A 15,017-nucleotide genomic window follows, 5' to 3' on the forward strand; every position below is an offset into this window, starting at 1 on the left:
TATCAGGCAACTTATGCGGATCATGTTTTTTTATTTGTCTAAAAATGAAAAAAAGGCTTGTAAATATGTCGGAAAGAACTATACTTAATAAGTCTTAAAGACCTGTCTAAAAGACTAATTAAAGAGAGAGGTTATGCGTTTATGTATGAATTGCTGATGTTATCCGCCTTAATGAGCCGGAATATGTCGGGCTATAAGTTGCGGATTATCTTGGAAAATGCGATGGTGCCCAGACGGAAAATTTCAAATGGGGTTTTGTATCCGTTGTTAGATAAATTGGAAAGCAAAGGCTGCATTGGGTTTGAGGAAGCTGATCAGGATTCACGTGGTACGAAGATTGCGCACATTACTGAAGAGGGACGGCGCTATTTTGCTGAATTAATGGCTAAACCAGTCGTTCATGATGCGAAGTGGGATGATGCTTATCGCTTTAAGATGCGTGGGATGCACTACATTGATGCAGCAGAACAAGTCAGTATTTTACAAGATTTCTACAGTGAGTTGGCTGAAGATTTACATGTTTATAGCGGTGTGGAAAAACATCTAACTGAATTAAAAGATGCGGATGAGACAATGACGGATTATTATTATTGGCAGATTCGTTCAACCGATTTCGTAATCACAACGATCAAAGCCAAAATGGATTGGCTACAAGCACAAATAAATGAGATAGAGAAAATGGAGATAGTAAAATGAAAAAAACAACCAACCGCTGGATAGCGCTGGTCGCGATGAGTCTGGGTGTCTTTATGGGATTGCTAGACGTAACTGTCGTCAATGTCGCTTTACCAAGTATGGCGATTGATTTTAAAACAAATTTTAGCAACTTACAATGGGTTTTGAACGCCTATACATTGATGTATGCGGTCAGCTTGTTGACTGTTTCCAAATTAGGGGACATGTTCGGGCGCAAGAAAATTTTTATCATGAGTATGATTTTATTCACAGCGGCCTCTGTCGTTAACGGACTGGCACCAAATTTATTGGTATTAGATATTGGTCGCGCGGTCCAAGCGATTGGTGGCTCGGGTATGATGAGTTTATCGATGGCACTAGTGGCGTCGAACTTTGAAGGGCGCGAACGGGGGACTGCACTGGGGATTTTAGGCTCCGTGATTGGTTTTTCAACTGCTATTGGACCCTTAGTAGGGGGCTTTTTAGTCGAAAACTTCGGCTGGCCATCCATCTTTTTCGTCAATTTACCAGTCGGGATTATTTCAGTTTACTTAGTGATTCGCAATGTTAAAGAAACACCAGCTTATGGCGCGGGCGAATCAATCGATTTTATGGGGATGATCTTGTCAGCAATTAGTTTATTTTCCGGGATTTATGGGTTGATTCAAAAAGAACAACATATGCACTGGGCTTGGACAGATATGCGCATTATGGGGTGGTTAGTCGCTTCCGTTTTAATTTTAGCGCTTTTCGTCTTTGTGGAATTGAAAGCAAAAGCACCAATGATGAACTTGACGTTACTTACGAATCGCCATTTCGTGGGTGTTGTGATTTTAGCTTTCTCATTAGGCGCTGGCATTTTTGCCTTAGCCGCTTATCAAACGAGTTTGATGCAAAATTACATGGGTTACTCAGCCTTTTCAACCGGTGTGCATCAACTGCCAATGAGTTTATGGTCCCTTGTTTTAGGACCATTCACGGGTGTTCTAGGCTATAAATTCGGTAAAAAATGGTTGATTGCTTTTGGATTTACTGTTTCTGCCCTTGGTTTATTAATTTTTAGACAAGTGACAACGACTGATTTTACTTATATGCAACTCTTACCATTGCTTGCGCTAACTGGGTTAGGCAATGCGATTATCAATCCAATGATCAATACAGCGGCGATGGATAATATTAATCCTCAAGAAATCGGAATGGCATCCGGTTTATTGAATGTTTTCCGCCAAATTGGAATTACCGTCGGTGTTGTGATTCTCGGTTTATCACAAACGAATGCCTACGAAACGAGTTTGAAGACTGGCTTTAGTGGTAGCTCAATCCCGAAGGCGGCAGCAACTGGCATTCAGCAAGCATTGGTTGAAGCAGGTGCTTTTTCAGGACATGCAATCGCGTGGGGGCAACAATTAGTGAAGACACCGTATGCCGCAAAGGTCCAACAAATTGTTGTCACGGCTTTTGATAAAGGGATGATCGCTGTTGTAACGACGTCGCTAGTGCTCATGGTGATTGCCATCTTGGCGGCGCTTTTCTTATTGAAAGAAACGAAAACGACTGATCGAGCATAAAAAAAGAAGGTTCATTATTTTCTGAAAAGATAAGACTGTAAATTGTGTAGCAAACAGTGTAAAATGAACAGAGTAAAAATAAAAAAAGTGAGGTTACTTACACATGGCTAAATTAGTTTTTATTCGTCACGGACAAAGTGAATGGAACTTATCAAACCAATTCACTGGTTGGGTTGATGTTAACTTAAGCGAAGAAGGCGTACGCCAAGCTCAAAACGCTGGTGCTTTATTGAAAAAAGAAGGCATCCTTTTTGACCAAGCTTACACATCAGTATTGACTCGTGCCATCAAGACATTACACTATGCACTTGAAGGTTCAGATCAATTATGGGTTCCAGAAATGAAATCATGGCGCTTAAACGAACGTCATTATGGTGCATTACAAGGCCAAAACAAAGCTGAAGCAGCTGAAAAATGGGGCGACGAACAAGTTCACATCTGGCGTCGTTCATACGACACACTTCCTCCACTATTGGATGCAAGTGATGAAGGTTCAGCAGCAAACGACCGTCGTTACGCACACTTAGATCCAAAAGCAATTCCTGGTGGCGAAAACTTGAAGGTTACTTTGGAACGTGTTATCCCATTCTGGGAAGACGAAATCGCTCCAAAATTAATCGACGGCCAAAATATCATTGTAGCCGCTCACGGTAACTCACTACGCGCCTTAACAAAATACATCGAAAACATCTCTGATGAAGACATCATGGACGTTGAAATGGCAACAGGCGAACCAGTTGTTTATGATTTAGACGAAAACTTAAACGTAGTAAGCAAGAAGAAATTAAACTAATTATTAAAGAGTGTGTTTAAAGCGGGTTGATTCTGAGCATTAGCCTAAATTCGTGAATAATCGACGTTAGTCGATTGTTTGCGGATTGTAGCTAAGCGCAGGAGTCAGCTTTAAAAAGCATGTTTAATAAGCTTACACAAATAGGCTAGTCCCTCAAGGGATAGCCTATTTTTTTTGCTTAAAAATGACACGTTAGGGCGCTACTAGGACACTTCAGCTAAATTTGATAGCTAACGGTAATTTAAAACATTTTGTTGACAAGCAACTAAAACGATGATAATCTTTATTTTGTTGACAAGCAACTAAACGAAACTAAAGAAGGTTTTTTTAATGAGTACATTATTAGTAATCCAAGCACATCCCCATGTTGAAAAGAGTTTATCCCTAGCGGTAGGGACCCGCTTTGTAGAAACTTATCGTCGGACCCATCCTGATGATCAAATTATTATTCGAGATCTATATACTGAAGCAGGTGTTCCACCATTGAACGATATGACAATGGCTGCATGGCGTAAACAAAAATTTGACGAACCAATGGCTGAAGCTGAGAAAACACTATTACAACAACACGCAGATTGGTTAGATGAATTTATCGAAGCTGATAAATATGTCTTCATCAATCCAATGTACAATCATTTTTTACCAGCTGAGATGAAACAATATTTAGATTTGACGGCGGTCGCCCACAAAACATTCAAATACACACCGAACGGTTCAGTAGGTTTGTTAGAAGGTAAGAAAGCAATCCATATCCAAGCAGCTGGCAGTGTTTATCACGCTGGGGGCAAGTGGGGGATCGTTAAGTTCTTGTTCCGCCGTTTATTTAAGATTAAGAGTAACGAAAGTTCTGCACTTATGGATTTAGGCGATATGTATTTAACCAATATGTTGAAATTCTATGGTGTTAATCAAGTTGAACACGTCTATATTGAAGGCGCGGATGCTCATGCAGATCAACGTGAACAAATATTAGCACGGGCCCTAACGGAAGCGACGACCAAAGCTAAAGTATTCTAATTTGGTGTATACTGGTGGTAACAATTGATGAGAGGTTAAGCAAATGGAAAACGAATCAGTGATGGCACTCTATCATGCAATCAAGCAATTACGCTCAGATAGTGTCAACGGCCGCGGTGTTCAAGAACAAAAATGGTTGCAAAATCAGCTGAGTGATGAGAACTTGAAAACGATGATTCCGCAGCTATCAATCATTGCATTGCACATATTATCAGGATTAGAGGCCGAAGAATTAACAGGTGTAGCACTAGCGGATCGGTTGGCGGTTACGCGTGGCGGCATTACACGCGCCGCTAAGAAGTTGATTCAAATGGGCTTAATTCAAGCGACTAAAAAACCAGATGATCAGAAAAAAATCTATTATTCTTTGACCGCTAAAGGCCGTGTGATTGCGCAAAGCCACGATAAAATGCATGAAACGCTGAAAGCGCAAGTTATTGATAAGGTGACCGAAAAATATAAAGATGCTGAATTGAAGCAAGCAGCGTCTTTAATCAATGATTTAATGCAATTTGAACGCGATTTTTATTGATGATATTCAAATAGGCTAGTCCCTCAAGGGCTAGCCTATTTTTTTGTATTAAGTTATCGACGGTATTTTCGATTTGCTTTATTGTTGCGATGATATAGATACAAAAGAAATGCCAGTAATACTGTGACCAGAATCCTCATAGCCAAAATAACATAGAACGCAACTTCTCTTCCAGCGTGAATTTGCCAAATTGGCGAGAATAACAAAAATAAAAACTGTACTTCACTAATCCAGGCTGTAACAACACTAATTTGAGTAATCTTGGTTTTGAACCCGATTAAAAAAATAAATAATGAAAGCAAGTAAAGCAACACAGTGACAAATGTAGTCGTATCTCGAGCAAATATTGCAAGAATTTCAAAAGTTACTTTAGCACCAAAGATAATAAAGAAAGCTGAAAAGACACAGAGACCCACGATACTAATAATAACTCGACGCAGTACCAGTAAACGACCTTGGTGTTAGATCTTTGAATAGACCATTAAACATAATAAGAACCTCCAAATAAAAATCGCGCGTTTTATAATCAAGTTAGCCAAATACTTTTAGCTAATTGATAAAATAAAAAACACCAAGACGAATCTCTGTTATCATTGATGTTCCTACACAAACAATGAAAGAGGTTATTGTCTTGATGCAAGAACAGAATACCACAGTCAGAAAAAAAGGTCAGCACCTAACTTCGTTTGAACGAGGCAGAATTGCTACGCTGCACAGCCAAGGCTATTCCAATCGTGCAATTGCCAGAGCGCTTAATGTTTGTCATCAAACAATCAATAATGAATTGTGCCGCGGCGAGATCGACCAAGTAAAAAAAGTGAATGGTCAACGCCAATATTACGCTGTATACTCACCAGAAACAGCACAAGCTAAGTACGAAGCTAATCGAGCCCACTGTCATCGACCTTTGAAACTCGGAGGATTCGGCACATCTTGGTTACCTGGTGGTGATGGCTTTCTTGGTGAATGTAATCAAAGATATTGGTTACTTCTGCGCAAGGAAGCCCAGGGCTTTTTTTAGGATTTCGTTCTCCTCAGACAGCGAAGCCAGTCGCTTTTCCATCGCTTTGATTTCGTCTGGCGATTTACCGGATTGAGTTTTGGCCTGGCCCTGGATCCACTTATGAACTGTTGAATAGCCAATGCCATATTCTCTGGCCAGTTGGGCAGCTGATTCGCCTTGCTTATATAGGTTGATAATGTTTTGTTTGAATTCTTTGTCGTAACGAGTTGGCATGTAAAAATTCCTTCCTTTTGAGAGATGATTTATTCATTATACCCTCTCTTAAAAGTTGTCTCAGGAATCAGCTTACATCCAGATGGTCGTGATGCCGATTCAGTCAACTATGAGCTGGCCAAGATCTGTCAAGAATACGGATCAATCATGAAGTCAGTTACTGCCGATAATGGCGCTGAGTTCTCGGAAGTTGGCGCTGTACTTACCGGTGTCGCTGACCTTTATTATGCCCATCCATATCGTTCCTCTGAGCGCGGGACTAACGAAGCGCATAATCGAATGATCCGCCGCGATGTACCCAAGGGTCTATCCATGGATATTTTGGGTCCTCATGATATCCAAGCAGTTGAGTCAAAGCTAAACAATTTACCGCGCCGGCAAACTGGCTATCAAACACCCAAAGAGCTTTTCTCCGCTGCTTCCGCCGGTTAAGTTAAGTCCATAAAATATGAATATTAATGAAAATACTGATTTAATAGGATTTATCGTGTGGCTAATTTGTTCTTGCAATTTGGGAGTCGAAAACAAATGGATTTCATTCAAGATTAAAATGAGTTATATTGTCTTTAAATATAATAAGGATTGGTGATGATCATGAAGATTGTTGTGATTGGCTCCGTTGCAGCGGGGACGAGTGTGGCAGCAAAGGCGCGGCGAAATAGTGAAGTTGATGAGATTGTCGTTTATGAAAAAGGTCAGGATATTTCTTATTCGGTTTGTGGCATGCCTTATTACGTAGGGGGTGAGGTTGAAGACCTAGAGACGTTAATTCCGCGCGATGCGGCGTGGTTCAAAAAACGCTTCAACGTTGACATTATGACGGGTATCGAAGTGATTTCAATCGATGAAAACCAACAAGCGCTGGTCTTGAAAAACTTTGAGACGGGCGAGTTGTTTGAAGATTATTATGACCGCCTAGTTTTAGCGACGGGGGCCACGCCACGCATTATTGCACCGTTCGATGAAGCCTACCAAAACGTCTTCACGATGCATAACATGGTAGATACACGCGCAATCGACGCGTATTTACAGCACCATTCAGTTCAAAATGTGACGATTTTTGGGACCGGTTATGTTGGGCTTGAAATGATGGAACAATTTCAAAAACGTGGCTTGGACGTGACGTTAGTTCAACGAAGCGCGCAAATTATGACCCATTTTGATGGTGATATGGCCTATCGTGCTGAACAAGTTATTCGTGCTAACGGGGTGCATGTGTTAAAGAGTGTAACCGCAAAACAAGTGACTGCGCAGGATGGTGTGGTATCGGCGGTAGAATTGAGTAATCAGACGACCATTCAAACGGATTTGGTCCTACTAGCACTTGGCGTTGAACCACAAACGCAGTTGGTCGACCATATGAAGATAGCTAAGGGACCTTCAGGGGCGTTGAAGGTCGACCAACAAATGTTGACGACTGTACCGAATATTTACGCGGTCGGCGATGTTGTTGAGAGTTTCTCCGTAATTGATGGCTCACCACTGTATCGACCAATGGGTTCGACTGCCAATAAAATGGGACGAATTGCCGGCAATTCATTGACTGGCGGTGGCTTAACGCACCGCGGGATTCTTGGAACGGGGATTGTTCGGTTGTTCGATACAACGATTGCACAGACTGGGTTTACTGAAGCAGTCGCGCGAGCTAAGGACTATGATGTGGAAGTACTCTACAACATTAAACCAGGGCATGCAGATTACTTAAATGGAACCGAAAACGTCATTAAAGCCATTGCTGGCCGTCAAACGGGAAAATTATTAGGTGTACAAATCATTGGTAAAGATGGGGTTGATAAGCGGATTGACGTTTTCGTGACTGCCATCACATTGGGTGCGAAGGTGGCCGATTTATTCCATCTCGATCTAGCTTATCAACCACTCTATGCAACCACTAAGGATCCAGTGCTCTATACGGGAATGGCGCTCGATAATGCATTGCATGGGCGGCCGCTCTTGCCTCCAGCTGAATTGGAGCAACGCTTGGCTGAAGGTGAACGCTTCCAGATTTTGGACGTACGTTCGAAGCAAAAATATGCGGACGAGCATGTTGAACATGCCATTAACATGCCGCTTGCTGAAATTCGTGATCGGTTCACGGAATTAGATATGGATATTCCAACTGTCACCTATTGCAATAAAGGGGTTACGGCTAATGCTGCTCAGAATTTACTTCTGAACCTCGGTTTTAAATCCGTGTATAACTTGAGTGGGGGCTTCAAAAATTATCAGGTAGTCAAAGCCTACTTGAATGATAAATAATATAAAAATACCGCTGACAATTCGCTGTCAGTGGTATTTTTTTGCGTTGTTATAGATTTTTGGTGAAAAATTGAGTTAATTCTGAAAAAGGAATAAGCGCGATACGATCATATAAATCGACATGCCCAGCTGCTTTTACGGTTAATAACTGTTTTGATTCGTTAGCACTGGCAAAGGCGGCTTCACTGAAATGTCGTGACCATGCCTCTTCACCAACAACAAAGAGCATGGCACGTTCTGTGATCGTTTCGAGGTCGCGCAATGGATAGAAATCTAATAGTTTAGTAAAAGTTGTACGAGTGGGATGGAGTGTCGAGTTGGCTGCGCCACGTTGGGTACGATAAAAGTCGTAGAATTCACGTTCGATATCAGTTGAGTTTTCGTCCAGTTCTTCAGGTACTCCATGGGCGTAAGTGGTTGCTTGACCTGCAATCTCTAATGTCCGGGATCGTGAGGATTCCTCGATTAATGCGTTGCCGCCTAGTGCATCACGCTGTTCGCGAACAATGGCACCCATATCGGTTAAGTTAATAGTTGCAAGTGCTTTAATACGTGCGTCTATTTTGAGTGCGTTGAGCGCGAAACCACCGGCCGAACCAATTGCGATTAAGCCAATACGGTCATTGGCGACACAGTCTAGAGTGGTTAGGTAGTCAGTGGCTGCTGAGAAATTCTCCGCATATAAGATAGGGGCAATCGCGTTGCGCAGAGCACCGTTACTCCCGCCCCAAGCAGATTGATCAAATGAAACGGTTACAAACCCTTGTTCAGCGAGCTTAATGGCATATAGGTTAGCTGCCTGTTCTTTAACGGCACCGATGGGAGCACCGATGATTAGTGCTGGAAAAACAGTTTCCGTCGAGTCTTTGGGAAGAAAGACGTTAGCAGTTACTTGCATTTCATAGATATTCTTAAAAGTGACGGGATGCTGTTCAACGGCTGAACTTTGAAACCAGTTATTGGCGTCGTGGTGGACATCGCCAGTTGGTAAATCCGGATTACGACGGCGTGCATTAATTTTACCGGCTGAATACGACGGTTGTCTAGATGGCATGCTACTCCTCCTATAAAAATAATTTCTTATCCTTATTATAAAATATAAGAATGTGAAATACTACTTTATATTATTAATTTGTAAACGATTAATTTGATGTCTGCTAGTGATGATTGTAATAGTCGATAATGGTCAGATGGTTGGCATTTTATAGTGAAAATAAAAAATTAATTATGGTAGATTGTAAAATTAATCCGAACGCTGTTCGGACAAAAAAGATCAGCTTCCTTTAAAATGGTGTTTACCACAAACCCATCTTTTAGGAGCTGATCTTTTGTCTAGTATAACCTATTCCGAACGAATTAAAATCGAAACCTTTTGTGAACTAGGGCTGTCCAATATCCAAATGGGCGTTCGGCTGAACCGATCACCGTCAACAATTTCTTATGAATTATCTCGATGTCAACCTTATCAGGCTGAATTAGCACAAACAGATGCCGAATACAAGCGATCACGATGTGGTCGGAAAACTAAGCTGAGCGATGAGTTAAAGCAAAAAATTCTCAACCATTTACGTCTAAGCTGGTCACCAGGAATGATTGCTCACGAATTTAAACTAGCTACTAAATCTATTTATAATTGGCTAAATCAGGGGAGAATTGGTTTCTCCTTGAATGATCTACCTGAACATGGCGTACGCCAACGGCGTAACGTTGACCAACGATCCAAATATAATCAATCCTTGGGGCGATCAATTGAACAGCGTCCCATGATGATTAATCAACGTAAGCGCATCGGCGATTTTGAACTAGATACAGTCGTTGGTCCTCGTGGGCATAGTAAGGCAGTTTTATTAACTTTAATCGATCGCAAATCACGGTTCCTTTGGGCATACCGGTTAAAAGATCGGACGACAGCGACTGTTAATGAAGCACTAACTAAGTTCCTAACCACTTTTAATGGTCCGGTGCACAGCTTTACTGTGGACCGTGGCACTGAGTTTAGTGGGCTAGTATCACTTGAATCACAATATGGTATTAAGACCTATTACTGCCATGCTTATACGCCAGCTGAACGTGGTAGTAATGAACGCTTTAATCGGAATTTACGTTATTTTTATCCTAAAGGGACTCGTTTTGAGCACATTAGTGCTCAAGATTTAACGACGACGTTACTCCAAATTAACCAGCGACCGCTTAAAATACTCGACCGGCAAACACCGTATCAGGTTATGCTGACAAATTTGTCCGAAAATTCGGATTAAATTTGCAATCTACCAATTTTATATTATTTCATCCGGCAACTTGACAGGACCCTAGTACATAGCTTGAGTGGTGGTTCTTTTTTTATTTTAGACATTAGTTCATTTAATTAGGAATTCAGATAGGGAAATATACTGAAATGAACGTAACTGATAAAGTCGGTCAAGAGTGGCAATTTATACTAATTTTTGAAATTACAGATAAAGAAGCTAATCAGGGCACCGTTGATTTGAAGAAAGCAATTAACTGAGGTGTCTTACTTTAATTGCCTAGCTTGTTTAGTTGACCCACTTGTCTAGAAATGTTAAATTGATTCTATTCAATAAAGGCGTTGATTGTTGGGAGGCGATGAAAGTGGATGAACGCATTACAGAATACCGGGATGCGGTTTATGAGCAGGTGGTCAAAGTCGGGAAGTCGTTAGGGAACGTGACGCGTCTACAACTGTTGAACATTCTTGCGCAAGGCCCCAAAACGGTGGAAGTCTTAGCCAGTACAGTCGGCTTAAGTGTCGCTACCGTTTCACGGAACCTGCAAATTTTGAAACAAACAAACTTAGTGGCGATTGAACGCGAGAAGAATTTTGTTACTTATCGTTTAAATTCAGAACGGGTCAAACAATTGGTAACCCTCTTGGTTGATGTCTGCGAAGAAACTTTGCCAGAGATGACGATTTTGGAAAAAACACTCGCGCAAGAAACAGGTGCCCCCGAAGCGTTAACTGGTGACGCATTGAAAACGAAATTAATGGCAGACGATGTGTGTTTGATTGATTTGCGTCCCGCAGATGAGTTTGCAAGTCAACACTTACCAGGGGCACGCAATGTGCCATATGATCAGTTGGATCAACGATTAGCTGAGCTCCCCAAGGATAAAGAAGTGGTGGTTTATTGTCGTGGTCGTCTATGTGCTTACGCCAATGTTGCCAGTCAACAACTACAAGCTGCTGGGTTTAAAGTGGCAACGTTTAATCAATCAGTGTGGGAATGGTCGCGAGTTATGACCGAAACGGAATAAGATGAAGCGTCCTTTTTGACGGCACGTCCCAATGGTGGTATATTATGAGTAATTCAATGAAATCGTTGAATGATTTTCTTGAAAAGAAAGGTGATCGCAATGGCAACACAAATTCTAACTGAAGCAAACTTTAAAGATGAAGTTCAAGAAGGGGTCACATTAGTCGATTTCTGGGCAACATGGTGCCCACCATGTCGGATGCAAGGCCCAATTGTCGAAGAACTAGCCGACGATTACGCGGGTAAAGCTAAAATCGCCAAAGTTGACGTTGATCACAACCAAAACTTGGCGGCTGAATTCGGCATCCAATCAATTCCAACCTTGTTGGTCATGAAAGATGGCCAATTAGTGCAACAAATGGTTGGGTTACAACGGAAAGAAACATTAGCACAAGAAATCAATACTGCCTTAGCTTAAAAATAGCTTGAAGGCGTATCACGATTAAATAATAACATCATCCGATAAGCTCTTAAGTAGGGCATATATTAGGTGATGTTTTTTTGTGTTGTTATTTTAAGTAATCCAGCATAACGGCTTTAAAGAAGTCGATGTGTTTGAGGTACATTTCTTCATCAACATATTCGTCAATCATGTGGCTAGTATCATTGCCGGGGCCGACAACTGCCACTGGTAAGTCAGGATTGTGCTTAGCAAGGTGGGCGGCGTCGGTACCGCCAGCAACGTGCATCAGTGGATAAGCTTGGGATAACTTTTGTGCCCCGATTTTTTGAACAGCTTGAATGAATGGTGCTTGTGGATTGCTCTTAACGGGTGGTTGGTTATTAATGACGGTCAATTCCAGATTCATGTCTGCCTGTTGATTGAGTTCCGCAATGATGGTATTGAGGTCAGCAATCACTTGGTCGCCAGTTAAGGCGGGGGTTGTACGAACCCGACAAGTAAGTTCTGCGTGACCGGGGACCGAATTAATTTGTTCACCACCGTTGATTAAGGTTGTGACAGGCACGATATCGCCGAGGACATCATCAATAGGATGTTTCTGATCGAAGTATTGTTTTTGCCGATTGTAGTAGGCAAGCAAATGATCAATTGCGTTAATACCGAGTGCGGGCATTGAACTGTGCGCGGTTTTACCAGTTGCCGTCACTTTAAAATCAAGGGAACCGTTATGGGCGAAAATTAAGAAATGTTGTTCATTGGTTTGATTAGCCGCAAGGAGTTTTTGGGCCATTTCTGTGGGGAATTTGTCGGGGTTATTTGCCAAGGCTTGTTTATCAACGCCAGATGGTTCGGCAACTAATAAGGCTGTTAAATCATCGGCACAGCCTTGAGCGGTTAAAGTTTGCGCACCAGTTTCGTTCTTTTCTTCATCGACGGTTGCGAGTAGTTTGATTTGGCCGTTTAGAGGAACATGTTCATCGTGTAATTCGATCATTGCAATCACAAGCGCAGCCAGACCAGACTTCATGTCGGTTGCGCCTCGACCGAAGAGTTTACCATCGCGAGCGGTTAGAGTGAAGGGATCACTCGTCCATTTGCTGCGATCACCGATGCTGACGACGTCCATATGACCAGTGACACCGAGGACTTTGTCGGTTGCTTTGCCTAGATAGGCCACTAAGTTTTCGCGGCCTGGTTTAGAAGCCACTTTTTCAGTATGGATACCATGTTGTGCGAATAGATCGGCTAAGTAGTCGGCAATCACACCTTCTGCTTGGTCTGTTGTATCAATTGAGACCAGTTTTTCTAAAATCGCGATTTTTTCAGTTTTTTCCATGTTTTTAAGACCTCCAGATAAGATTACATAGGCATTATAGAGCCCCTATTTTGGGAAAGCAACGGACATAAATTAAGAAATTTCGCAAACGAAGTGGGTTAAAAAGAAAAATAGAAATTATATGACAACCGGTTGACATATAAAATAAAACGATTATACTTTAGTTATTCCGATAAAAGAAAGCGCTTTTTTAATATTATTATTCATTGGAGGTTTTGCGAATAAAGTTTAATCAGTTAATTTTGATCATCAAAATGAATGGAGTTGAAGAAAATGGCATCTGTTATTAATGAAGCACCTCAGGAAAAAGCAGAAATCCCATTATTTCGTAAGCTGAGTTACTCACTGACGGATTTTGGGGGGAATGTCTTATTTGTTAGTATGGTAGATTGCAAATTTAATCCGAATTTTCGGACAAATTTGTCAGCATAACCTGATACGGTGTTTGCCAGTCGAGTATTTTAAGCGGTCGCTGGTTAATTTGGAGTAACGTCGTCGTTAAATCTTGAGCACTAATGTGCTCAAAACGAGTCCCTTTAGGATAAAAATAACGTAAATTCCGATTAAAGCGTTCATTACTACCACGTTCAGCTGGCGTATAAGCATGGCAGTAATAGGTCTTAATACCATATTGTGATTCAAGTGATACTAGCCCACTAAACTCAGTGCCACGGTCCACAGTAAAGCTGTGCACCGGACCATTAAAAGTGGTTAGGAACTTAGTTAGTGCTTCATTAACAGTCGCTGTCGTCCGATCTTTTAACCGGTATGCCCAAAGGAACCGTGATTTGCGATCGATTAAAGTTAATAAAACTGCCTTACTATGCCCACGAGGACCAACGACTGTATCTAGTTCAAAATCGCCGATGCGCTTACGTTGATTAATCATCATGGGACGCTGTTCAATTGATCGCCCCAAAGATTGATTATATTTGGATCGTTGGTCAACGTTACGCCGTTGGCGTACGCCATGTTCAGGTAGATCATTCAAGGAGAAACCAATTCTCCCCTGATTTAACCAATTATAAATAGATTTAGTAGCTAGTTTAAATTCGTGAGCAATCATTCTTGGTGACCAGCTTAGACGTAAATGGTTGAGAATTTTTTGCTTTAACTCATCGCTCAGCTTAGTTTTCCGACCACATCGTGATCGCTTGTATTCGGCATCTGTTTGTGCTAATTCAGCCTGATAAGGTTGACATCGAGATAATTCATAAGAAATTGTTGACGGTGATCGGTTCAGCCGAACGCCCATTTGGATATTGGACAGCCCTAGTTCACAAAAGGTTTCGATTTTAATTCGTTCGGAATAGGTTATACTAGACAAAAGATCAGCTCCTAAAAGATGGGTTTGTGGTAAACACCATTTTAAAGGAAGCTGATCTTTTTTGTCCGAACAGCGTTCGGATTAATTTTACAATCTACCGTATTAGTACTTATTTACTCTATTTCTATACGGACGTGTTTGGTCTTTCAATTGGGGTTGCTGGGACCATTTTGTTACTGACACGGTGTATTGATATGTTTGACGCGCCAATCTGGGGTTTTTTAATTGATCATACGCATACACGCTGGGGACAAAGTCGACCATACTTTTTATGGTTATGTTTACCATTTGCGGTATTCACATGGTTAACGTTTACGACACCAAACTTGTCAGGTACAACAAAAGTGGTTTACGCAGCAGTAACCTATGTAATAGCCGGTATTTTGTATACGGGGATTAGTACCCCAATGACATCGATTTTGCCTAATTTAACGAATGATCCGGAACAACGAACAGTATTAAATTGGCTCCTATGTCAAGAATCCGGACATAAAAGTACGAACAAATTTGACTTTCAATTTAAATTACTTAATTTAATTTTCGGTGGCCGAAGTTTTAGCCCCGTTCAGATTTTAAAAACGCTTTAGAGTATATTAAA

At 41.4% G+C, this 15,017-nt stretch carries 14 protein-coding genes and 2 pseudogenes; 12 read left to right on the forward strand and 4 right to left on the reverse strand.

Translation table 11 applies throughout. The features are described 5' to 3' along the window. Positions 1–141 precede the first annotated feature (141 nt). The 6 genes and pseudogenes from LCU_RS08620 to LCU_RS10185 form a co-directional block, all read left to right on the forward strand. A complete protein-coding gene (locus LCU_RS08620) occupies positions 142–696 on the forward strand; it encodes a PadR family transcriptional regulator (RefSeq protein WP_004271007.1) in 555 nt (184 codons plus the stop codon). Next, on the forward strand, positions 693–2,243 hold the full coding sequence (locus LCU_RS08625) for an MFS transporter (protein ID WP_056966601.1): 1,551 nt from the start codon (positions 693–695) through the stop codon (positions 2,241–2,243). The genes LCU_RS08620 and LCU_RS08625 overlap by 4 nt, the downstream gene beginning before the upstream one ends. Before the next feature lie 103 nt (positions 2,244–2,346). Next, a complete protein-coding gene (locus tag LCU_RS08630; protein WP_004271006.1) occupies positions 2,347–3,036 on the forward strand; it encodes a 2,3-diphosphoglycerate-dependent phosphoglycerate mutase in 690 nt (229 codons plus the stop codon). Positions 3,037–3,366: 330 nt separating this feature from the next. Further along, a complete protein-coding gene (locus tag LCU_RS08635) occupies positions 3,367–4,053 on the forward strand; it encodes an FMN-dependent NADH-azoreductase (RefSeq protein ID WP_004271003.1) in 687 nt (228 codons plus the stop codon). Positions 4,054–4,096: 43 nt separating this feature from the next. After that, positions 4,097–4,585, forward strand: a complete 489-nt coding sequence (locus LCU_RS08640) for a MarR family winged helix-turn-helix transcriptional regulator (protein WP_004271000.1) — start codon at positions 4,097–4,099, stop codon at positions 4,583–4,585. 634 nt (positions 4,586–5,219) lie between these two features. Further along, positions 5,220–5,508 (forward strand): annotated as a pseudogene (locus LCU_RS10185) (helix-turn-helix domain-containing protein); the annotation flags it as partial. A gap of 62 nt (positions 5,509–5,570) precedes the next feature. Here LCU_RS10185 and LCU_RS08650 read toward each other — a convergent pair. Further along, a complete protein-coding gene (locus tag LCU_RS08650; RefSeq protein ID WP_002816285.1) occupies positions 5,571–5,822 on the reverse strand; it encodes an IS3 family transposase in 252 nt (83 codons plus the stop codon). A 78-nt stretch (positions 5,823–5,900) separates the two neighbouring features. Here LCU_RS08650 and LCU_RS08655 point away from each other — a divergent pair. Both LCU_RS08655 and LCU_RS08660 read left to right on the forward strand, forming a co-directional pair. Further along, positions 5,901–6,254: pseudogene (locus LCU_RS08655) on the forward strand (IS30 family transposase); the annotation flags it as partial. Positions 6,255–6,416: 162 nt separating this feature from the next. Next, the gene (locus tag LCU_RS08660; RefSeq protein ID WP_056967114.1) at positions 6,417–8,081 is read left to right on the forward strand and encodes an FAD-dependent oxidoreductase; all 1,665 of its coding nucleotides are present in this window, start codon (positions 6,417–6,419) and stop codon (positions 8,079–8,081) included. Positions 8,082–8,130: 49 nt separating this feature from the next. Here the strand turns inward: LCU_RS08660 and LCU_RS08665 are convergent, their stop codons facing one another. Further along, positions 8,131–9,135 (reverse strand): alpha/beta hydrolase, encoded by a 1,005-nt coding sequence (locus LCU_RS08665; protein ID WP_081038353.1) that lies wholly within the window; start codon positions 9,133–9,135, stop codon positions 8,131–8,133. Between the two features lie 274 nt (positions 9,136–9,409). Between LCU_RS08665 and LCU_RS08670 the strand changes: the two genes are divergently transcribed. The 3 genes from LCU_RS08670 to trxA all read left to right on the forward strand — a co-directional run bounded on the left by LCU_RS08670 (position 9,410) and on the right by trxA (position 11,771). Next, entirely contained in the window at positions 9,410–10,339 is a 930-nt protein-coding gene (locus tag LCU_RS08670) for an IS30-like element ISLpl1 family transposase (RefSeq protein WP_128486144.1), read from the forward strand. 346 nt (positions 10,340–10,685) lie between these two features. Then, positions 10,686–11,354 (forward strand): ArsR/SmtB family transcription factor, encoded by a 669-nt coding sequence (locus LCU_RS08675; RefSeq protein WP_069468467.1) that lies wholly within the window; start codon positions 10,686–10,688, stop codon positions 11,352–11,354. Positions 11,355–11,453: 99 nt separating this feature from the next. After that, positions 11,454–11,771: a thioredoxin gene (gene trxA, locus LCU_RS08680; protein WP_035186853.1), complete on the forward strand. Its 318-nt coding sequence runs from the start codon at positions 11,454–11,456 to the stop codon at positions 11,769–11,771. A gap of 91 nt (positions 11,772–11,862) precedes the next feature. On the opposite strand, the gene LCU_RS08685 is transcribed toward trxA, so the two are convergent. Both LCU_RS08685 and LCU_RS08690 read right to left on the reverse strand, forming a co-directional pair. Then, positions 11,863–13,092, reverse strand: coding sequence for an ArgE/DapE family deacylase (locus LCU_RS08685; RefSeq protein ID WP_056967095.1), 1,230 nt, complete (start codon positions 13,090–13,092; stop codon positions 11,863–11,865). A 397-nt stretch (positions 13,093–13,489) separates the two neighbouring features. Beyond that, positions 13,490–14,419, reverse strand: a complete 930-nt coding sequence (locus LCU_RS08690; protein WP_128486145.1) for an IS30-like element ISLpl1 family transposase — start codon at positions 14,417–14,419, stop codon at positions 13,490–13,492. Between the two features lie 26 nt (positions 14,420–14,445). On the opposite strand from LCU_RS08690, the gene LCU_RS08695 reads away from it, so the two are divergent. After that, on the forward strand, positions 14,446–15,006 hold the full coding sequence (locus LCU_RS08695) for an MFS transporter (protein ID WP_128486146.1): 561 nt from the start codon (positions 14,446–14,448) through the stop codon (positions 15,004–15,006). Positions 15,007–15,017 lie beyond the last annotated feature (11 nt).

Source organism: Latilactobacillus curvatus JCM 1096 = DSM 20019 (assembly GCF_004101845.1).
Classification (GTDB): domain Bacteria; phylum Bacillota; class Bacilli; order Lactobacillales; family Lactobacillaceae; genus Latilactobacillus; species Latilactobacillus curvatus.